17 protein-coding genes are annotated in these 19835 nt (G+C 66.4%); 9 read left to right on the top strand and 8 right to left on the bottom strand.

What is annotated here, in order from left to right:
• Nucleotides 1-128 precede the first annotated feature (128 nt).
• The gene (locus tag QRN34_RS05040; RefSeq protein WP_285402567.1) at nucleotides 129-878 is read right to left on the bottom strand and encodes a glucose 1-dehydrogenase; all 750 of its coding nucleotides are present in this window, start codon (nucleotides 876-878) and stop codon (nucleotides 129-131) included.
• Nucleotides 879-955: 77 nt separating this feature from the next.
• Between QRN34_RS05040 and QRN34_RS05035 the strand changes: the two genes are divergently transcribed.
• The 7 genes from QRN34_RS05035 (at nucleotide 956) to gyrA (ending at nucleotide 10382) form a co-directional block, all read left to right on the top strand.
• Nucleotides 956-1522 (top strand): TetR/AcrR family transcriptional regulator, encoded by a 567-nt coding sequence (locus QRN34_RS05035; protein ID WP_285402565.1) that lies wholly within the window; start codon nucleotides 956-958, stop codon nucleotides 1520-1522.
• An 85-nt stretch (nucleotides 1523-1607) separates the two neighbouring features.
• Nucleotides 1608-3962 (top strand): glycoside hydrolase family 3 N-terminal domain-containing protein, encoded by a 2355-nt coding sequence (locus QRN34_RS05030; protein WP_285402563.1) that lies wholly within the window; start codon nucleotides 1608-1610, stop codon nucleotides 3960-3962.
• 18 nt (nucleotides 3963-3980) lie between these two features.
• The gene (locus tag QRN34_RS05025) at nucleotides 3981-5036 is read left to right on the top strand and encodes a poly(R)-hydroxyalkanoic acid synthase subunit PhaE (RefSeq protein ID WP_285402561.1); all 1056 of its coding nucleotides are present in this window, start codon (nucleotides 3981-3983) and stop codon (nucleotides 5034-5036) included.
• On the top strand, nucleotides 5033-6100 hold the full coding sequence (locus QRN34_RS05020; RefSeq protein ID WP_285402559.1) for a class III poly(R)-hydroxyalkanoic acid synthase subunit PhaC: 1068 nt from the start codon (nucleotides 5033-5035) through the stop codon (nucleotides 6098-6100). Before QRN34_RS05025 ends, QRN34_RS05020 begins: the two co-directional genes overlap by 4 nt.
• 31 nt (nucleotides 6101-6131) lie before the next feature.
• Entirely contained in the window at nucleotides 6132-7181 is a 1050-nt protein-coding gene (gene mtnA, locus QRN34_RS05015) for an S-methyl-5-thioribose-1-phosphate isomerase (protein WP_285402557.1), read from the top strand.
• Entirely contained in the window at nucleotides 7178-7591 is a 414-nt protein-coding gene (locus QRN34_RS05010; protein WP_285402555.1) for a GtrA family protein, read from the top strand. Before mtnA ends, QRN34_RS05010 begins: the two co-directional genes overlap by 4 nt.
• A 139-nt stretch (nucleotides 7592-7730) precedes the next feature.
• Nucleotides 7731-10382, top strand: a complete 2652-nt coding sequence (gene gyrA, locus QRN34_RS05005) for a DNA gyrase subunit A (protein ID WP_285402553.1) — start codon at nucleotides 7731-7733, stop codon at nucleotides 10380-10382.
• A gap of 51 nt (nucleotides 10383-10433) precedes the next feature.
• Here the strand turns inward: gyrA and QRN34_RS05000 are convergent, their stop codons facing one another.
• Nucleotides 10434-10916, bottom strand: coding sequence for a peroxiredoxin (locus QRN34_RS05000; RefSeq protein WP_285402551.1), 483 nt, complete (start codon nucleotides 10914-10916; stop codon nucleotides 10434-10436).
• A gap of 160 nt (nucleotides 10917-11076) precedes the next feature.
• Here QRN34_RS05000 and QRN34_RS04995 point away from each other — a divergent pair, with 160 nt between their 5' ends.
• Complete coding sequence (locus QRN34_RS04995) at nucleotides 11077-11535, top strand: Hsp20/alpha crystallin family protein (protein WP_285402549.1); 459 nt, start codon at nucleotides 11077-11079, stop codon at nucleotides 11533-11535.
• Nucleotides 11536-11627: 92 nt separating this feature from the next.
• Nucleotides 11628-12545: a DnaJ C-terminal domain-containing protein gene (locus tag QRN34_RS04990; RefSeq protein ID WP_036142378.1), complete on the top strand. Its 918-nt coding sequence runs from the start codon at nucleotides 11628-11630 to the stop codon at nucleotides 12543-12545.
• A 154-nt stretch (nucleotides 12546-12699) separates the two neighbouring features.
• Here the strand turns inward: QRN34_RS04990 and pilH are convergent, their stop codons facing one another.
• The 6 genes from pilH to QRN34_RS04960 all read right to left on the bottom strand — a co-directional run bounded on the left by pilH (nucleotide 12700) and on the right by QRN34_RS04960 (nucleotide 19773).
• Nucleotides 12700-13065 (bottom strand): twitching motility response regulator PilH, encoded by a 366-nt coding sequence (pilH, locus tag QRN34_RS04985; protein ID WP_036142375.1) that lies wholly within the window; start codon nucleotides 13063-13065, stop codon nucleotides 12700-12702.
• 203 nt (nucleotides 13066-13268) lie between these two features.
• Complete coding sequence (locus QRN34_RS04980; RefSeq protein WP_285402546.1) at nucleotides 13269-13871, bottom strand: TIGR00730 family Rossman fold protein; 603 nt, start codon at nucleotides 13869-13871, stop codon at nucleotides 13269-13271.
• A complete protein-coding gene (locus tag QRN34_RS04975) occupies nucleotides 13864-14058 on the bottom strand; it encodes a hypothetical protein (protein ID WP_285402544.1) in 195 nt (64 codons plus the stop codon). Before QRN34_RS04975 ends, QRN34_RS04980 begins: the two co-directional genes overlap by 8 nt.
• 104 nt (nucleotides 14059-14162) lie before the next feature.
• Complete coding sequence (gene lpdA / locus QRN34_RS04970; protein ID WP_285402542.1) at nucleotides 14163-15590, bottom strand: dihydrolipoyl dehydrogenase; 1428 nt, start codon at nucleotides 15588-15590, stop codon at nucleotides 14163-14165.
• A gap of 111 nt (nucleotides 15591-15701) precedes the next feature.
• On the bottom strand, nucleotides 15702-16913 hold the full coding sequence (gene odhB / locus QRN34_RS04965) for a 2-oxoglutarate dehydrogenase complex dihydrolipoyllysine-residue succinyltransferase (protein WP_285402539.1): 1212 nt from the start codon (nucleotides 16911-16913) through the stop codon (nucleotides 15702-15704).
• A gap of 7 nt (nucleotides 16914-16920) precedes the next feature.
• Nucleotides 16921-19773 carry a 2-oxoglutarate dehydrogenase E1 component gene (locus QRN34_RS04960; RefSeq protein ID WP_285402537.1) on the bottom strand — a complete coding sequence of 951 codons (2853 nt, stop codon included), beginning with the start codon at nucleotides 19771-19773 and terminating at the stop codon, nucleotides 16921-16923.
• Nucleotides 19774-19835: the final 62 nt, after the last annotated feature.

Below are 19835 nucleotides of genomic sequence, written 5' to 3'. Positions count from 1 at the left end.
TAGCGGGTCGCCGCAGGCGTGGCCCCGAGGGTGGCACCCGCCGGCTCTTGCTCCAAGCCGCCAAGGCTCGAGGCCCAACGCGATGCCGCAGGCGAGCGCCCCTCCACGGCAATCCACGATGAGCCTTGTCACACAGCCAGCAGACCGCCATCCACGAAGAGTTCGGTACCGGCGATGTAGCTGCTCTCGTCCGACGCCAGGAACAGCACGGCGCGGGCCATTTCATCCGGCTGCCCCAGGCGGCCGAGGGGCACCACCTGGTTGAACATGTCTTCCACGCCCGGCCGCGTGTCCAGGTAGCCGCGCATCAGCTTCGTTTCGGTGCCGCTGGGCGATACCACGTTGACGCGGATGCCGCGGTCTTTCAGATCGGACGTCCAACTGCGGGCGAACGAGCGCACGGCCGCCTTGCTTGCGTTATACAGCGACTGACCCGGGAAGCCCTTGCTGCCGGCGACCGAACCGTTGAGCACCACGGCGCCGCCCTTGGCCATCAGCGGAAGCGCTTTTTGCACGGTGAAGATCAGGCCACGCACGTTGAGGCCGAAGATGTGTTCGAAGGCGGCTTCATCGATCTCACCCAGGGGACGTGCGTCGGATTCAGCGATACCGGCATTGCCGAAGAGCACGTCCACCTTGCCGTGGTCGCGCTTGACGATGTCGTACAGGCGGTCCAGATCGTCCAGACGCGAGGCGTCGCCCTGGACGCCGATGGCGCCGGCGCCGATCTCGCGCACCGCTGCATCGAGCCGGTCCTGCCGGCGGCCGGTGATGTAGACCGTGGCTCCCTCGGCGACGAAGGCTTTGGCCGTCGCCAGCCCGATACCTTCGCTGCCGCCCGTGATGACGACTACCTTGTTCTCGAATCGCTGTGCCATACCAGAGTCCTTATGAAGTGGAGGATTGCTCCACTTAGTATATGGAGGCATCATCCACTTATCAATGGAGGGAGTTCATGAACCGAAAGCTCGTCACTGACGAGACACCGCTTCGTGCGGATGCCGCGCGTAACCGCGAGCGGATTCTCGAGGCGGCGGAGGCGGTGTTCGTCGAGCGTGGGGCCGACGCCTCGCTCGAGGAGGTCGCCAAGCGCGCCGGGGTCGGCATCGGCACGCTTTATCGTCGTTTCGCTACACGGGACGAGCTGCTGGCGGCGCTGAGCGACACGCGCCTGCTCGAGCTTGCCGAGGCCAGCCGGACGCGCGATGCCCTTGGCGAGGAAGCGTCGGTGCGCAGCTTCGTCCGTGAGCTGGTCGGCCACACCACCCATTACCGCGGGCTGGCTGCGTCGCTGGGCGCCGTGCTCAAGAGCGGCGCTGCGGGGTGTCAGGCCAGCAGCGAAGAAGCGCAGCGTCTGCTCGAACGCGCACAGGCGGCGGGCGTGATCCGTGGCGACGTGACCGTGGGTGACCTGGTCTGCGTCGTGATGGCCATCTGCCTGTCGGTCGAACAGGATGTCACGACGACATCGCGCGTGGATCATCTGGTGGGCGTTTTCCTGGACGGCATCGGCACGCGCTGAGCGCGTCCATCCGTGACCGATACCCATGGCGATGTAAACGTTTCGCTGGCAGTCTCGGCGGGTTATCGCGCCCTCGGAGCCGACCATGCCGCACCCCATCCGCCTTGGCTTTTGCATCGCGCTCGGCCTCGCCGCGGTGCCCGTCGCGGTCTGCCCCGCGCACGCCACCGACACGGCCGCCGCGCCTTCGAACGCGCAGATCGCGTCTCCCGACATCGAAAGGAAGGTCGATGCGCTGCTGGCGCGCATGACGTTGCAGGAGAAGGTCGGCCAGCTTTCGCAGTACGCCGCCCAGGGCGGATCGACGGCGACGGACACCGATGCGTTCGCGCCGAACCCGGAAACACGCACGAAGGTCGACACGATGGCGCTCGCCCGCAAGGGTGAATTGGGCTCCGTGCTCAACCTGGTCGGCGCGGCGAAGACGCGGCCCTTCCAGGAGGCCGCGCTGAAGAGTCGCCTCGGCATCCCCTTGCTGTTTGGCGCGGACATCATCCACGGCTATCGCACCATCTATCCGATTCCGCTGGCGCTGTCGGCCACGTGGGATCCGCAGCTCGTGCAGGACCTGTCACGCATGGCCGCGCTTGAAGTGACCCGCGGCGGCGTGAAGTGGGTGTTCTCGCCGATGGTCGATGTCTCGCGTGACGCGCGTTGGGGCCGCTCGGCGGAGGGCGCCGGCGAGGATGCGTACCTGGGCGCGGCCATCGCCCGCGCGTATATCCGTGGCTACCAGGGCAACGACCTGGCCGACCCTGAAAGCGTGGCGGCGTCGGTCAAGCATTTCGCTGCGTACGGTGCCGCCGAAGCGGGCAGGGAATACAACACCACCGACATGTCCGACGTGCGTCTGCGTCAGGTCTACCTGCCGCCGTATCGCGCGGCGGTCGACGAGGGCGCGGCGACGATGATGAGCGCGTTCAACGCGCTCAACGGTGTACCGGCCACGGCCGATCCGTACCTCATGACCGACGTGCTGCGGAAAGAGTGGGGCTTCAACGGCTTCGTCGTCAGCGACTACACGGCGATCATGGAACTGACCCATCACGGCATTGCGCCGGATGCGGCCACCGCCACGCGCAAAGCGCTGCAGGCGGGCGTGGAGATGGACATGATGAGCCATTACTACGACACGCAGATTCCCGCGCTGCTGGCCCAGGGCACGGTGTCGATGGCCACGGTGGACGAAGCCGTGCGCCGTGTCCTGCGGGTGAAATTCGCCCTCGGCCTCTTCGAGCACCCGTACGCGCGTGGCGTCGAGCTCGCCGGGCCGTCGGCCGCGAACCGTTCGCTGGCACGCCGCGCGGCGGAGGAATCGTTCGTGCTGCTGAAGAACGGCACGGTCGGGGCCACGCCATTGCTGCCGCTCGACGCCCATGTACGACACGTTGCCTTGATCGGTCCGCTGGCGGATGCGGCGAAGGAGATGCAGGGCCCGTGGGGTGGCGCGCGCACGTTCGATGATTTTACCACCTTGCGCAAGGGACTTGCCGATCGCCTGAAAGCGAACGGCGGTGAGCTGATCTACGCGCAGGGCACGGCAATCGATGGCGCCTCGGAGGCCGGTTTCGCCGACGCGCTGAAGGCGGCCGCACGCGCGGACGTTGTCATCATGGCGCTGGGAGAGGCCGCGCACATGAGTGGCGAAGCGGGCGCCCGCGCGCACCTGGGGCTGCCGGGCAACCAGCAGACGCTGCTCGAACAGGTCGTGGCCAGCGGTAAGCCGGTGGTGCTGCTGGTGTTCTCCGGTCGTCCGCTCGTACTCGACTGGGCCGACCGGCACGTGCCAGCGATCATGGCCGTATGGTTCCCGGGTGTCGAGGCGGGCAACGCGGTGGCTGACGTGGTGTTCGGCGACGTGGCGCCCAGCGGCAAGCTGACCATGAGCTTCCCGTATACGGAAGGGCAGGAGCCGCTGTACTACAACGCGTTCCCGACGGGACGCCCTGCGGGTGACGCCGATACGCGGCAGCCTCCGTCGCACGACACGACCTTCGTGTCGCGTTATATCGACACGCCCAACGCAGCCCTCTATCCGTTCGGTCACGGCCTGTCGTACACCACGTTCGGCTATTCGGACGTACGGGTCTCGCGTGCAAGCCTGCCACTCGCGGAGGCGAACCGACCGGGTGCGAAGGATCTCGTCACGGTGTCCGCCACGGTGAAGAACACCGGCTCGCGCGCGGGCACGGAAGTCGTCCAGCTTTACGTGCGCAACCTCGGTGCCAGCCTCGAACAGCCGGTGCGTAGCCTCCAGGGCTTCCAGCGGGTAAGCCTGCAACCCGGCGAGTCGAAGCAGGTCACGTTCCCGCTCGGCTTTGCCGAGCTCTCGTTCTGGAACCGCCAAAGCGTCCAGGTGGTCGAGCCGACGCGCTACACGGTGTGGGTTGGCGGCCGTTCCACGGCCGACCGTGAAGCCGTATTCGAGGTGACGCCGTGAGTGCCGTACCATAGCGGCATGGCTGACAAACCCCACGATTTCATCGATCAGTACCAGGCCCTGGTCCGCGACGGGCTCGAGGCCTGGTCGCGCCAGTTCGACCCCAAGGCCGAGGCGGTGGGCGAGGTCGGTCCCGCCGACATCATGTCCCGCATGTTCACCGGCCTCGGTGGCTACGGCGACTGGATGCGCTCGTTTACCGCCGGCGAACCGCTGGCAGCGCCTTTCGCGATGGGTGGCACGCCGCCCTTCGGCGGGGCAGGTCCCGGCCCGATGCCGTTCGGACCAGGCGGCCCGGGCATGCCGCCGTTCATGGCGGGCGCCCCTGGCACGGGGCCGTTCGGCTATGGCGCGCCGCCCGGCGCCACGGCTTCGCCGGGCACGCAGCACTTCGACGACTGGGCCCGCGTGGCGCGCGAAGCGTTGTCGATGCCGGCGTTCGGCCTGACCCGCGAGCAGCAGGAAGAACAGCAGGCGCTGCTACGCGCGTGGATCGACTACGCCGAGCACTACCAGCGCTACCAGACGCTGCTGCAAGGGGTGCAGGATCGCGCGACGGCGGCGTTGCGCCAGCAGGCGCCGCCCACCGATACCGACTCGATGCGCTCGGTGTACGACCGTTGGGTCAACCTCGCTGAAGAGAGCTATGGCGAGGCTGCGCTGTCGGAAGAATTCAAGGACGTCTACGCGGCCCTGGTCAACGCGCAGATGCGGCTGAAGCGGCTGCAGCAGAAACAGGTCGAGCGTTTCGCCGTCCAGGCCGGCATGCCCACCCGGACCGAGGTCGACAGCCTCGGCGAGCGCCTGCAATCGATGCGCCGCGAGTTGCGCAAGTTGCAGGGTGTGGCCGCCGAGGTCGATGCGCTGAAGGCGGACATCGCCGCGCTGCGCGGTTCGAGCGCGGCCTCGCCACCTGCGGGATCGCCCGCTCCGGCGAAGAAGGCCGGTACGACGAAGGCCCCTGTGAAGAAGGCCCCTGTGAAGAAGGCTGCCGTGACGAAGGCCGCCGTGAAGAAGGCCGCCGTGAAGAAGGCTCAACCGAAGAAGCCGGCTACCCGGGGCACTAAACGATGAGCGACCACCCGTTCGCGTTCGACCCCGCCCGTGCGCAGGCCGAAGTGGAAGCCTTCCGGCGCAAGCTCGAAGCCGGCATGGAAACGCTGAAACACGTCGGCCCGATCGAACTCGGCACGACGCCGCGCGAAGCCGTCTATACGGAAGACAAGCTCACCCTATGGCACTTCAAGGGCAGCAGGACGCCAACGGCGACGACCCCGTTGCTGATCTGCTATGCGCTGGTCAACACGCCGTGGATGGTCGACCTGCAGGAAGACCGTTCGATGGTGCGTAACCTGCTCGAGCAGGGTGAGGACGTCTACCTGATCGACTGGGGCTACCCCGACGGCGCCGACCGCTGGCTCACGCTGGAGGATTACATCGACGGCTATCTCGATCGGTGTGTCGACGCGGTGCGTGCACGCCACGACGGTGAAGCGCTCAACCTGCTCGGTATCTGCCAGGGCGGGGTGTTCTCGCTGTGCTACGCGGCGCTGCATCCGGAAAAGGTGCGCAACCTCGTCACCATGGTCACGCCGGTGGACTTCCATACGCCGGACAACATGCTGTCGCACTGGGCGCGTAACATCGACATCGACCTGTTCGTCGACACGATGGGCAACATCCCCGCCGACCTGATGAACTTCGCCTACCTCACGCTGAAACCGGTACGCCTCAACCAGCAGAAGTACGTCAGCCTGGTCGATATCCTGGACAACCCGAAGGAAGTGGAAAACTTCCTGCGCATGGAAAAGTGGATATTCGATTCGCCGGACCAGGCGGGCGAGGCGTTCCGCGAATTCGCGCGCGATTTCTTCCAGAAAAACCTGCTGATCAAGGGCGAGGCGATGATCGGCGCCCGCCGGGTCGACCTGAAGCGCATCACGCAGCCCGTGCTCAACGTCTACGCCGAACAGGATCACCTGGTCCCGCCCGCCGCGTCGACGCCCATGGGCGAGGCGATCGGCAGCAACGACTACACGGCCCTGGCCTTCCAGGGCGGCCACATCGGCATCTACGTCTCCGGCCGCGCGCAAAAGCAGGTTCCCCCCGCCATCCACGCGTGGCTGGCCGCCCGGTAGGAGCGCGCGATGCGCGCGAAACACCCCCGCGATGCGCCACCCCCATTGCCAATGCGATAATGCGCCGATGAACACCCACGCCTCCCACGATTCCATTCGTGCCGTGCAATGGCACGGCGATCGCCTGCGCCTGCTCGACCAGCGGCGGCTTCCCGCCGAAGAAGTCTGGTTCGACAGCACCTCGGCCGAGCACGTCACCACCGCTATCCGTGACCTGGCCGTGCGCGGCGCACCCGCGATCGGCATCGCCGCCGCCTGGGGCGTGGTGCTGGCGGCGCGGGCAGGGCAGGACCTGCCGGCCGCCTTGGCCACGCTGCGCGCAGCGCGGCCCACGGCGGTCAACCTGATGTGGGCGCTGGATCGCATGAACCGCCGCATCGCCGAGGGTGCCGACACCGACGCACTGACGCGCGAGGCCCAGGCCATCCAGGACGAGGACCTCGCCGCCAACCGCCACATGGGCGAACTGGGTGCCGCCCTGATCGAGCCGGGCTCGCACGTGCTCACCCACTGCAACACCGGCTCGCTGGCCACGGCCGGTTACGGCACCGCGCTCGGTGTCATCCGCGCGGGCGTCGCTTCCGGGCACATCGAACAGGTCTACGCCGGCGAAACACGGCCCTGGCAGCAGGGCGCCCGCCTGACCATGTGGGAGCTGGTGCGCGACGGCATCCCCGCGCGCCTGATCGCCGACTCCGCCGCATCGCACCTGCTCAAGGACGGCAAGGTGAAGTGGGTGATCGTAGGTGCGGACCGCATCGCCGCCAACGGCGACACCGCCAACAAGATCGGTACCTACCAGCTCGCCATCGCGGCGCGGCACCATGGGGTCAAATTCATGGTGGTGGCCCCGTCGACCACGGTGGACATGGCCACCGCCCACGGCGACGACATCGAGATCGAACTGCGCGACGCGGCGGAACTGTTGTCGATGTCCGGCACCCGCACCGTGATCGAAGGCGCGGACGCATGGAATCCGGTGTTCGACGTGACCCCCGCGGCGTTGATCGACGCCATCGTCACCGAGCGCGGCGTGATCCTCAAGCCCGACGAAACGCAGATGCGGACACTGTTCCCGTGAGCCATGTCCGCCGCGAACTGCTGTTGTTCGCGGTGGGTGGCGTGCTGGGCCTGCTGGTCGACGCAGGCATCGCCCAGTCGCTGGTCAGCTTCGCCGGCTGGAACATCTACACCGCGCGTATCGTGTCGTTCCTGTCGGCCGCCACGGCCACCTGGTGGTGGAACCGTCGGCACACCTTTGCGCACCGCCAGTCCGGGCGCAGCGCGCGCGCGGAATGGCTCCACTGGATGGGCCTGATGGCCGCTGGCGCGGTGGTCAACAACGGCGTCTACCTCATCGTGCTCGAGGCGTTTCCCGCGCTGCGCCCCTGGCCCGCGGTGGCCGTGGCGGCGGGCTCCGCGGTCGGCGCCACGGCCAATTTCCTCTTCGCCAGGACCCTGCTTTTCCGCAGCCGGAAAACAGCCGCGTAAGTAATTGTTTTTACGCCGTTTTTAGCTGTCTTTTCGACACCCGTTGTGATACTATCGACAGGTTGGGTCGGCCGCGTCGCGATACCGCGACACATGCGGGCGACGGGGGCATTTTGATGGACATCCAGGAAGCCGTTTGATGGCAGAACTCGCCAAAGAAATCATTCGCGTCAACATCGAAGACGAGATGCGTCAGAGCTATCTCGACTACGCGATGAGCGTCATCGTCGGGCGCGCGTTGCCCGATGTGCGCGACGGCCTCAAGCCGGTACATCGACGCGTTCTGTTCGCCATGAACGAGCTGGGCAACGGCTGGAACCGTGCCTACAAGAAGTCGGCCCGCGTGGTCGGTGACGTCATCGGTAAATACCACCCGCACGGCGATTCGTCGGTCTACGACGCGATCGTCCGCATGGCCCAGCCGTTCTCGCTGCGCTACATGCTGGTCGACGGCCAGGGTAACTTCGGTTCGGTCGACGGCGACAACGCCGCCGCCATGCGATACACCGAGGTGCGCATGTCGCGCCTCACGCACGAACTGCTTGCCGATATCGACAAGGAAACCGTCGACTTCGGGCCGAACTACGACGAAAGCGAAAGCGAGCCGCTGGTCCTGCCGGCGCGCGTGCCCAACCTGCTGGTCAACGGTTCCGCGGGCATCGCCGTGGGTATGGCGACCAACATCCCGCCGCACAACATGACCGAGGTGATCAACGCCACGCTGGCGCTGATCGAGGAACCCTCGCTCGGCGTCGACGAACTGATGACGCATATCCCCGGTCCGGATTTCCCGACCGCCGGCATCATCAACGGCTCCTCCGGCATCGTCGAGGCCTATCGCACGGGCCGTGGCCGCATCCTGGTGCGCGCGCGCACCGAGATCGAAACCGAGGCCAACGGTCGCGAAACCATCCTCATCCACGAGCTTCCCTACCAGGTCAACAAGGCGCGGCTGATCGAGAAGATCGCCGAGCTGGTCAAGGAAAAGAAGCTCGAGGGCATCAGCGAGCTGCGCGACGAGTCCGACAAGGACGGCATGCGCGTGGTCATCGAGATCCGCCGCGACGCCATGGGCGACGTGGTGCTGAACAACCTGTTCCAGCAGACGCAGCTGCAGGTCACCTTCGGCATCAACATGGTCGCGCTGCTCGACGGCCAGCCGAGGTTGATGAACCTCAAGGACATCCTCGAGGCGTTCATCCGCCATCGCCGCGAAGTCGTCACCCGTCGCACCATCTTCGACCTGCGCAAGGCACGCCAGCGCGCGCACATCCTCGAAGGCCTGACGGTCGCCCTGGCCAACATCGACGAGATGATCGAGCTGATCCGCACGTCGGCCTCCTCGCAGGAAGCCCGCGAGCGCATGGTTGCGCGTCGCTGGGAGCCGGGCCTGGTCAAGGCGCTGCTCGCCGCCACCGGCGCATCGTCCTCGCGTCCGGAAGACATGGACCCGCGCGACGGCCTGCGTGACGACGGCTACCAGCTGTCCGAAGCCCAGGCCACCGAGATCCTGCAGATGCGCCTGCATCGCCTCACCGGCCTGGAGCAGGAAAAACTCTCCGACGAGTACAAGGAAATCCTCGAGGCCATCCGTGGGCTCATCGATATCCTGGAAAACCCGGCGCGCCTGCTCGAAGTCATCCGCGAGGAACTGGAACAGATCCGCACGGACTACGGCGACGCCCGTCGCACCGAGATCCAGCATTCGCAGGAAGACCTCAACGTCCTCGACCTCATCGCGCCCGAGGATGTCGTGGTCACGCTGTCGCACACCGGCTACATCAAGCGGCAGCCGGCCAGCCTCTACCGTGCGCAGAAGCGCGGCGGCAAGGGCCGTTCGGCGTCGGCGCTGAAGAACGAAGACGTGGTGCAGCAGCTGTGGGTGGTGAACACGCACGACACGCTGCTCACCTTCACCAGCACCGGTCGCGTCTACTGGCTCAAGGTGTACCAGATGCCGGAAGCCGGCCCGGGTGCGCGCGGCAAGCCCATCGTCAACCTCCTGCCGCTGGGCGAGGGCGAGAAGGTGCAGGCCTTGCTGCCGGTGCGCGAGTACGATCCGACCTGCTTCGTCTTCTTCGCGACCCGACAGGGCACGGTGAAGAAAACACCGCTCACGGAATTCGCGTTCCAGCTGCAGAAGGGCAAGGCCGCCATCAACCTCGACGAGGGCGATGCGCTGGTCGATGTCGCCATGACCAACGGCGAAAGCGACGTGCTGCTATTCGCGTCCAACGGCAAGTCGGTACGCTTCGACGAAGGCACCGTCCGCTCGATGGGTCGTACGGCCACCGGTGTGCGCGGCATGCGCCTCGCCGACGGTTCCGAGGTGGTCTCGCTGATCGTAGCCAAGGGCGAGGGTGACATCCTCACCGCCACGGCACGTGGTTACGGCAAGCGCACCGAGCTGCAGGAATTCCCGAAGAAGGGCCGCGGCACGCAGGGCGTCATCGCCATTCAGTGCTCGGATCGTAACGGCCAGCTCGTGGCCGCCACCCAGGTCACCGAGACGCAGCAGCTGATGCTGATCTCCGACCAGGGCACGCTGGTGCGCACGCGTGTGTCCGAAGTCTCGCAGCTCAGCCGCAATACGCAGGGCGTCACCCTGATCAAGCTGCCCAAGGACGAGACGCTGATCGGCATCGTGCGCCTGGAAGCGGAAGAGGAGCTGGAGATCGACGGCGAACTTGCCGACGATGTCGCCATGATCGGCGGCGAGGCGGCGGCGGACATGCCGCCGGTCGAAAGCGGTCCGGTGGACGACGACGGCACCGAACCGAGCGACGCGTAAACAGATCGACGCGTCACGAGAAACCCCCGCGGTATCCGCGGGGGTTTTTTTTCAGCCGTCGATCGCCTGCAACATCGTCTCCGCCGTCGACACGCGGAACTCGCCGGGCGCCTCGACGTTCAGCACCTTGACCACGCCATCTTCCGCGTAGAGGGCGAAACGCTTCGCGCGAATACCCATGCCATTCTTGGTGCCGTCCAGTTCCAGGCCCATGGCCTTGGCAAACGTGGCATTGCCGTCGCCGAGCATCAGCAGCCCGTCGGGCACCCCTTGCGATTCGCCCCAGGCGTGCATCACGAAGGCATCGTTGACGGACAGGCAGGCAACCGTGACCCCACGTGCCGTGAAATCCTCCAGGTGCTGGATGTAGCCGGGCAGGTGCCTGTTGGAGCAGGTCGGGGTGAAGGCACCGGGTACCGCGAACAGCACGACCTTGCCCTTACCGAGGACGTCGGTGCTGGAGACGGTCTGGATGCCGTCCTGGAAGACGGCGAGCGTGGCTTCGGGAATGCGGTCGCCGACGGCAATGGTCATGGCAAGGTCCTTGGGGTGATGGAAGTGCCGAGTGTACGGGAAGGCGCTTTTGCTGAAGCGACGGCAACCGTCGCCCGCGTGCTCTTGAATCGCGCCGCGGCGGTCATATGTTTCATCCCAGACGGCCAGCGGGCCGAAAAACTTCTTGGGAGTCAAACAGATGAACCAGCTTCGTCAGGTGTCGTTCCGTCGTGCGCCGGTGTTCGCCAGCGACGTCCGCAACGTGTTCGATCAGTTCTTCGGCGCCGAGATCCCGGCGAACGCAGCCACGGCCAGCACTGAAAGCGCCTGGGCGCCGCGCGTGGATATCCGTGAAGAAGCCGGGCGATTCCTCATCCTGGCCGACGTGCCCGGGGTGGACCTGGCCGGTATCGAGATCCAGATGGAAAAGAACGTGCTGAGCATCTCGGGTGAGCGCAAGGCGTTCGCCAGCGAGGCCGAAGGCAGCTTCAGCCGCGTCGAGCGTGCGGCGGGTGCGTTCAAGCGCCGGTTCACGCTGCCGGAGAGCGCCGATGCCGAGGGCATCACGGCATCCGGCGCCAACGGCGTGCTCGAAATCGCCATTCCGAAGAAGGCCCAGAGTGCGCCACGTCGTATTGTAGTTAACGCCGCGGGCTGATTCGCTCTAAGCTTGGAAGCCTGGCCCGCGGTGGACACGTTCCGCCGCGGGCATTTCGTTTTTTGGTTGTCGACACAAGCCCGGGAGAGCCTGTGGAGTTCAAGGATTACTACGAAGCCTTAGGGGTCAAGCCCGATGCGACCGACGCCGAGATCAAGGCGGCGTACCGCAAGCTTGCCCGTAAATACCATCCCGACAAGAACAAGGAGCCGGGGGCCGAGGAAAAGTTCAAGGCGATCAACGAGGCCAACGAGGCCCTGAAAGATCCCGAGAAACGCCGCCAGTACGACCAGATCCGCGCCGGCGGTTATCGCCAGGGCGAGCAGTTCCGTCCGCCCCCGGGCTTCGGCCAGGGCGGTGGTGGCTTCGACTTCGGTGACATGGGTGGCCGCGGTGGCGGCGACTTCAGCGACTTCTTCGAAAGCCTGTTCGGCGGTGCCGGGCGGGGCAGGGGGCCGCAGCAGCAGGCCCAGGCGCGTCGCGGCCGGGATATCCAGGCCAGGATCGAGACCGACCTGCAGACCGCCTTCACCGGCGGCAAGACGCGCGTGGTGCTGAACGACTCGAACGGCGGCGAGCGAACGCTGGAAGTGAAGATCCCGGCGGGCATCGCGTCCGGGCAGACGATCCGTCTGGCCGGACAGGGCCACCCGGGCGCCGGTGGTGGCCCCTCGGGCGATCTGCTGCTGGAGATCGGCATCCGCGACGATGCGCGCTTCCGCCTCGACGGCCGTACCGTCACGCACACGCTGCCCATCACCCCGTGGGAAGCCGCGCTGGGTGCCACGGTGCCCGTGCCGACCCTTGGCGGCCACGTGGACCTGCGCATCCCCGCCGGCTCGCAGTCCGGTCGCAAGCTGCGCCTCAAGGGGCGTGGCCTGCCGGGCTCGGAGCCCGGCGACCAGATCGTGGTGCTGGAGATTCGCGTCCCCGTGCCGGAAACGCACGAAGAGCAAGCGGCCTACGCGGAGTTCAAGGACGCCTTCAGCGGCTTCGACCCCCGTCGCTAACTCGTCGCGGGGTGTGTGTAGGAGCGCACGATGTGCGCGAAAAGCCGACAAAGCGGTGATGAGGCAAGCCACGAAGGTTCGGCAAGCCCCATCGCGCACATCGTGCGCTCCTACAGACATCGTCCGTGCGGCCAGACGTTGTCCGGCCCGGCGGTCAGGCCGGCAGGTGTTCCTTCAGGGCGGCGATCAGCTCGTCTTCCTTGATGGGCTTGACCACGTAGGCCCTGGCGCCCTGGCGCAGACCCCATACCTTGTCGGTGTCCTGGTCCTTGGTGGTGACCAGGATGATCGGGATGTGCTTGGTCGCCTCTTCCTTGCTGATGGTGCGCGTGGCCTGGAACCCGTTGAGGTTGGGCATGACGACGTCCATCAGGATGAGGTCGGGGATCTCGCGCTTGGCGACTTCGACGCCCTGGGCACCGTCCTCGGCGGTGATGGCCTCGTGGCCCAGCTTCTCGACGATGCGCTTGATTCCCAGCAGCTGCGACGGCGAATCGTCGACGATCAGGATGCGAGCCATTCACTTTCCCCCGGGCAAAGCCCGATGTGTTTCCTTGGTGACCCCCGCCATCCGGGCGGGCATCTTCGATAACCACGCGTGACGGTAATCCGTCACGCGTTGCGCCTCTGGCGATGGGCCATTCTACCGACCGATGCGCCCGTATCAATGGCCGGGCGGATTAAACCTGCCTCGACAGCGACTTAACACGGCCAATGCCGCCCTCAACCGCCCGTATCGACCGATGTGGCGGTGATCCATTTCGGCGTGTAGCTGGATTCGTAGTGCTGCATCCAGTTGAACAGGGCGTCGATGTCGTCGCCGAACCACACCTGGTCGCGCTGGGTCGACTTGACGAAGCCCTCGGCCACCATGTGGTCCATGCTCGCCGCAAGGCCCTGGTAAAACCCGCGCACGTCCAGGAAGGCGCAGGGGTAGCTGTGCAGGCCCAGCTGGGCCCAGGTCAGCATCTCGAACATCTCGTCCATGGTGCCGAAGCCGCCCGGCAGCGCGACGAAGGCGTCGGACAGCTCGTACATGCGCGTCTTGCGCTGGTGCATCGTCTCGACCACCTGCAGCTCGGACAGCCCGGTGTGGGCGACCTCCTTTTCCACCAGCTGGCGCGGAATGACCCCGATGACGCGGCCGCCCGCGGCGAGCACGGCGTCGGCCACGGTGCCCATGAGGCCGACCTTGCCCCCGCCGTAGACCAGGGCGATGCCCTCGCGGGCCATCCGCTGCCCGAAAGCCGTGGCCGCTTCGACATACGCCGGATGCGAGCCGCTGTTGGATCCGCAGTAGACGCAGAGGGATCTGATCTCACGCATGGTTGAAGTCTCCGATGTATTTGTAGGAGCGCACGCTTTGCGCGAACCGGTCTGGCGCGTAGGAGCGCACGATGTGCGCGAACCGGCCAGGCGTGTAGGAGCGCACGATGTGCGCGACATGTTTTGAGGCCGAACCGGTGAGCCTGTGCGCCGGGTTTGGGCGTGTCGCGGCGTGAATCGCGCACATCGTGCGCTCCTACGGTGTTCCGGCAACATTCCGGCAACGTGCGTACAAACAACGAAGCCCGCCCTTGCTTGGGGCAGGGGCGGGCTTCGGTGGCGCGGGCTAGGTCAGTTGCCCTTGTGGATGGCGCGCTTGTCGACCGAGAGGGCGGCTTCGTGCACCACTTCCGACAAGGCGGGGTGGGCGTGGACGATGCGGGCCAGGTCTTCCGACGAGCCCTTGAACTCCATCGCCACGACGCACTCGTGGATCAGTTCGGAGACCACCGGGCCGACCATGTGCACGCCGAGGATGCGATCGGTTTCGGCGTGGGCGATCATCTTGACCTGGCCGATGCCCTCGTTCATCGCCACGGCGCGACCGTTGGCGGCGAAGGGGAAGGCGCCCGTCTTATAGGGGATGCCTTCTTCCTTGAGCTGCTCTTCGGTCTTGCCGACCCAGGCGATTTCCGGCTCGGTGTAAATGACCCAGGGCACGGTGTCGAGGTTGATGTGGCCCGGCTTGCCGGCGATCAGCTCGGCCACCATGACGCCTTCCTCGGAACCCTTGTGCGCGAGCATCGGGCCGCGCACGGCATCGCCGATGGCCCAGACGCCATCGACGCCGGTGTGGTTGTGCTCGTCGACCACGATGCGACCGCGCTCGTCCAGCTTGACGCCGGTGTCGTCGGCCAGCAGGCCGGCGGTGTAGGCGCGACGGCCGACGGCGACCAGCAGCTTGTCGACGACCAGCGTCTGCGCGGCGCCGTCCTTGTCGGTGTAGCCCAGGTGCACTTCGTCACCCTTGACTTCGGCGGAGGTGACCTTCGCATTGACCTTGATGTCCAGGCCCTGCTTGGCGAACTCGCGGGCGGCCATCTTGGCGATGTCCTGGTCGGCCACGGCGAGGAACTTCGGCAGGGCTTCCAGCACCGTGACCTCGGCGCCGAGGCGCTTCCACACGCTGCCCAGCTCCAGGCCGATCACGCCGGCACCGATCACACCCATGCGCCTGGGCACCTCGGTGAGGTCGAGCGCGCCGGCGTTGTCGATGATGTGCTTGCCGTCGAACTTGGCGAACGGCAGCTCGATGGGCACCGAGCCCGAGGCGAGGATGACGTTGGTGGCCGAGATGGTCGACACCGTGCCGTCGTTGCCGGTGACTTCCACTTCGTTGCCCTTCAGCAGCTTGCCCTTGCCGAAGAACGAGGTGACCTTGTTCGCCTTGAACAGCATGGTCACGCCGCCGGTGAACTGCTTGACGATCTTGTCCTTGCGGCCGATGAACGTGCCGATGTCGATCTTCGGGTTCTCGGCGGTGATGCCGTGATCCTTGAAGTTGTGCGTCAGGTTGTGGAACTGCTTGGACGAATCCAGCAGCGCCTTGGACGGGATGCAGCCCACGTTGAGGCAGGTGCCGCCCAGGGCCGCCTTGCCGTCCTTGCCGACGAACGCGTCGACCACGGCGGTCTTCAGGCCCAGCTGCGCGGCGCGGATCGCGGCCACGTAACCCGCGGGGCCCGCACCGATGACGATGACGTCGAACTTGTCGCTCATTGCTTTGCTCCGGATGAAACGGCGGAAGGGTGCTGCCGCCATATATGGGGTCGGAACGTGAAAACGGGAGTCTTTCGACTCCCGTTTTCACGTGACTGAATCAACCGACCATCAGAGGCCGAGCAGCATCCGCTGCGGGTTTTCCAGCTGGTTCTTGATGTCCACGAGGAACAGCACGGCATCGCGGCCGTCGATGATCCGGTGGTCGTACGACAGGGCGATGTACATCATCGGGGCGGCAACCACCTGGCCGTTCTCGACGATCGGGCGCTCCTTGATGGTGTGCATGCCCAGGATGGCGCTCTGCGGCGGGTTGACGATCGGGGTGGACAGCAGCGAACCGAAGGTGCCGCCGTTGGTGATCGTGAACGTGCCGCCCTGGAGGTCGTCCAGGCCCAGCTTGCCGTCACGCGCCTTCTTGGCGTAACCGATGATGCCCTTCTCGACGTCCGCGAAGGACATGTCCTGCACGTCGCGCAGCACCGGCGTGACCAGGCCCTTCTCGGTGGACACGGCGATCGAGATGTCCTGGTAGCCGTGGTAGATGATGTCCGAACCGTCCACCGAGGCGTTGATCACCGGGTAGCGCTTGAGGGCTTCCGTGGCGGCCTTGACGAAGAAGCTCATGAAGCCCAGCTTCACGCCGTTGGCCTTCTCGAACTGCTCGCCCAGAGCCTTGCGCAGCTTGACCACCTCGGCCAGGTTCACTTCGTTGAACGAGGTGAGCATGGCGATGGAGTTCTTCGACTGCATCAGGCGCTCGGCGATGCGCGTGCGGATGCGGGTCATGGCCACGCGCTCTTCCGGACGCGAACCCGGGGTGGGCTTGGCGGCGGGCGCGGCGGCAGCGGCTGGCGCGGTGGCGCCGCCCTTGCCGGCGTTGACCAGGTCTTCCTTGGTCACGCGGCCGTCGCGGCCGGTGCCGGCGACCTTGGACGGATCGATGTTGTCTTCCACGGCGACACGGCGGCCGGCGGGGGAGAGTTCGTCGACGCCCTTCGGGGCTTCCTTGGACTCGGCCTTCTCGGCCTTGGGCGCTTCAGCGGCGGCAGCGGCCGGCGCCGGGGCGGGCGCGGCAGCGGCGGCGCCTTCCTCGATCACGGCGATGACCTGGCTGCTGGTGACCGTCGAGCCTTCCTGGAACTTGATCTCCTTCAGCACGCCGTCGACGGGCGAGGGCACTTCGAGCACGACCTTGTCGGTTTCGAGATCCAGCAGGTTCTCGTCGCGCTTGACCGCGTCACCGGCCTTCTTGTGCCAGGTGGCGATGAGCGCGTCGGAGACCGATTCCGGCAGGACCGGGACTTTGACTTCGATGGACATGCTTGCCTTACTCCGCTGCGTGATCGGTGCCGACGGGCGCCACGAGCGCCTGCTCGACAAGCGCCGTCTGTTCGGCGATATGGGTATTGAGGTGGCCGGCGGCCGGCGAGGGCGAGCGCGAGCGTCCGGCGTAGGACAGGCTCTGCTTCGGCCCGATGCAGGCTTGCAGGTGGTGGCGGATCTGGAACCAGGCGCCCTGGTTCATCGGTTCTTCCTGGCACCACACCACTTCCTTCACGGAGGGGTATTTTTCCAGTTCGGCCGTGACTTCCGGGCGCGGGAACGGATAGAGCTGCTCGACGCGGACGATGGCCACGTCGGTCAGTTCACGCTTCTGGGCGTCCTCGAGCAGGTCGTAGTAGACCTTGCCCGAGCACAGCACCATGCGCTGGACCTTCTTGGCCGGCAGTTCGCGGTGCTCGCCGATCACCAGCTGGAACTGGCCGCGGGCCAGTTCGTCCAGCGAGGACACGGCCAGCTTGTGGCGCAGCAGCGACTTGGGCGTCATCACGATCAGCGGCTTGCGCACCGGGCGCACCTGCTGGCGACGGATCATGTGGAACGCCTGCGCCGGCGTGGTCGGCACGCAGACCTGCATGTTGTCCAGGGCGCACAACTGGAGGAAACGCTCCAGGCGCGCGGAGGAATGCTCCGGACCCTGGCCCTCGTAGCCGTGCGGCAGGAACAGCGACAGGCCGCAGAAGCGATCCCACTTGGCTTCGCCGGAGCTGATGAACTGGTCGATGACGACCTGGGCGCCGTTGGCGAAGTCGCCGAACTGGCCTTCCCAGATGGTGAGCTGGTCGGGCGAGGTGGTGGCTTCGCCGTATTCGAAGGCCATGACGGCTTCTTCGGAGAGCAGCGAGTCGATGACGTCGACGCGGGCGTCGGCGCGGATCTTGGACAGCGGCAGGTAGACGTCGTCGCTCTTCTGGTCGTGCAGCACCGCGTGGCGGTGGAAGAACGTGCCGCGACCGGCGTCCTGGCCGACCACGCGCAGGTCGTTGCCTTCGGCGATCAGCGTGCCGTAGGCCAGGTTCTCGGCAAAGCCCCAGTCGCCCGGGATCTCGCCGGCGGCCATCTTGCGGCGGTCGTCGTAGATCTTGGCGACACGCGGGTGCAGCGTGACATCGGAGGGGATGTCCAGCAGCACGTCGAGCACCTTGCCCAGCTGCTCGCGCGGCACGCCGGTGTCCACGGACATCGACAGCTTGTTGTTCTGGAAACGGCTCCAGTCCACCGGGATGTCCCGGGTGGGGTTCGGATTGATCGCGATCAGCGGCTCGCCCTTTTCCAGGCGCGCGCGGTAATCGTCGAGCATCTTCTGGCCGTCGTCCGCGCCGATGGTGGAGGCGGCGACCAGCGACTGCGCGTAGAGATCGCGCGTGGTCGGCCGCTTGCGGATGACCTGGTACATCAGCGGCTGGGTGGCCGCCGGCTCGTCGGCCTCGTTGTGGCCGTGGCGGCGGTAGCAGACGAGGTCGATCACCACGTCCTTCTTGAACTGCTTGCGGAACTGGTAGGCCAGGCGGGTGACCTGGATCACGGCTTCCGGGTCGTCGCCGTTCACGTGGAACACCGGCGCGTTGACCATCTTGGCCAGGTCGGTGCAGTACAGCGTGGAGCGGGCGTCTTCGCGCTTGGAGGTGGTGAAGCCCACCTGGTTGTTGACCACCATGTGCAGCGTGCCGCCGATGGCGAAGCCACGGGCCTGCGACATCTGCAGGAGCTCCATGTTGACGCCCTGGCCGGCGAAGGCGGCGTCGCCGTGGATCAGCACGGCCAGCGACTTGTCGCGCGCGGTGTCGCGACGGCGCGACTGGCGGGCGTGCACGGAGCCGGCAACCACGGGGTTGACGATTTCCAGGTGCGACGGGTTGAACGCCAGGGCGACATGCACGCCGCCGTTGGGTGTCTTGACGTCGGTGGAGAAGCCCATGTGGTACTTCACGTCACCCGTGTGGATGGCGCTGTCGTCGTGCTCGAACTTGCCTTCGAACTCGTTGAAGAGCTGCGAGGGCGCCTTGCCGAGGATGTTGACCAGGACGTTCAGGCGGCCGCGGTGGGCCATGCCGATGATGACTTCCTTGACCCCGTTGTCGCCGGCGGCGCGGACCACGTCGTCGACCATCGGGATCAGGCTGTCGCCACCTTCCAGCGAGAAGCGCTTCTGGCCGACGTACTTGGTGTGCAGGTAGCGCTCCAGGCCCTCGGCGGCGGTGAGCGCCTCCAGGACACGGACCTTCTCGGCCTTTTCCAGGCCCGGCGAACCGGCGGCTTTCTCCAGCCGCGAGTAGATCCACGAGCGCTGCTCGTAATCGGAGATGTACATGAACTCGGCGCCAACGGTGCCGGTATAGATGTGCTTGAGCTTCGCCAGCAGATCGCGCAGCTTCATGCGCTGGCCGCCACCGGCGAAGGTGCCCGCGTCGAACTCGGTATCCAGGTCGGCGTCGGACAGGCCGTGGAAGGCCAGGCCGAGGTCCGGCGTGTCGATATCCGGGACGGTGAGGCCGAGCGGATCGAGCTGGGCGGCGATGTGGCCGCGCGAACGGTACGCCGTCAGCAGGCGCAGGACGCCGGCCTGTTTCTGGGCATACGCGTTGTCGGCCGAGCCGGCGGCGGGCGCCGCGACCGCGCCACGGCGCTGTTTCTGCGCGGCCTCGATGCGGGCGATGACGGCGGAGTGGGGGACATCGCCAGCCTCGCGGCCCTTCAACGCCTTGAAGTAGCCATCCCACTCGGACGGCACGGAACCGGCATCGGCCAGCCAGGCCTCGTAGATCTGCTCTACGTAGTCGGCGTTGCCGCCGGCGAGCTGGGAGGATTCGGAAAACTCGCGGATCAGGTTTGCGCTCACGTCACCACCGGCACACACGAAAAAGACGGGTTGCCGCTGGGCGCAAGGGGGCGCGCCGCGGC

The organism is Luteibacter sp. ME-Dv--P-043b (assembly GCF_030209605.1).
Classification (GTDB): Bacteria; Pseudomonadota; Gammaproteobacteria; order Xanthomonadales; family Rhodanobacteraceae; genus Luteibacter.
Note: the sequence above shows the minus strand (reverse complement) of the source record. Positions and strands in the feature narration are given on the sequence as shown.

What these genes read in the sequence shown, in the direction of transcription:
- QRN34_RS05040 (WP_285402567.1), bottom strand. Translation starts at nt 878, where the DNA reads ATGGCACAGCGATTCGAGAACAAGGTAGTCGTCATCACGGGCGGCAGC.
- QRN34_RS05035 (WP_285402565.1), top strand. Translation starts at nt 956, where the DNA reads ATGAACCGAAAGCTCGTCACTGACGAGACACCGCTTCGTGCGGATGCC.
- QRN34_RS05030 (WP_285402563.1), top strand. Translation starts at nt 1,608, where the DNA reads ATGCCGCACCCCATCCGCCTTGGCTTTTGCATCGCGCTCGGCCTCGCC.
- QRN34_RS05025 (WP_285402561.1), top strand. Translation starts at nt 3,981, where the DNA reads ATGGCTGACAAACCCCACGATTTCATCGATCAGTACCAGGCCCTGGTC.
- QRN34_RS05020 (WP_285402559.1), top strand. Translation starts at nt 5,033, where the DNA reads ATGAGCGACCACCCGTTCGCGTTCGACCCCGCCCGTGCGCAGGCCGAA.
- mtnA (WP_285402557.1), top strand. Translation starts at nt 6,132, where the DNA reads ATGCGCCACCCCCATTGCCAATGCGATAATGCGCCGATGAACACCCAC.
- gyrA (WP_285402553.1), top strand. Translation starts at nt 7,731, where the DNA reads ATGGCAGAACTCGCCAAAGAAATCATTCGCGTCAACATCGAAGACGAG.
- QRN34_RS05000 (WP_285402551.1), bottom strand. Translation starts at nt 10,916, where the DNA reads ATGACCATTGCCGTCGGCGACCGCATTCCCGAAGCCACGCTCGCCGTC.
- QRN34_RS04995 (WP_285402549.1), top strand. Translation starts at nt 11,077, where the DNA reads ATGAACCAGCTTCGTCAGGTGTCGTTCCGTCGTGCGCCGGTGTTCGCC.
- pilH (WP_036142375.1), bottom strand. Translation starts at nt 13,065, where the DNA reads ATGGCTCGCATCCTGATCGTCGACGATTCGCCGTCGCAGCTGCTGGGA.
- QRN34_RS04980 (WP_285402546.1), bottom strand. Translation starts at nt 13,871, where the DNA reads ATGCGTGAGATCAGATCCCTCTGCGTCTACTGCGGATCCAACAGCGGC.
- QRN34_RS04975 (WP_285402544.1), bottom strand. Translation starts at nt 14,058, where the DNA reads ATGTGCGCGATTCACGCCGCGACACGCCCAAACCCGGCGCACAGGCTC.
- lpdA (WP_285402542.1), bottom strand. Translation starts at nt 15,590, where the DNA reads ATGAGCGACAAGTTCGACGTCATCGTCATCGGTGCGGGCCCCGCGGGT.
- odhB (WP_285402539.1), bottom strand. Translation starts at nt 16,913, where the DNA reads ATGTCCATCGAAGTCAAAGTCCCGGTCCTGCCGGAATCGGTCTCCGAC.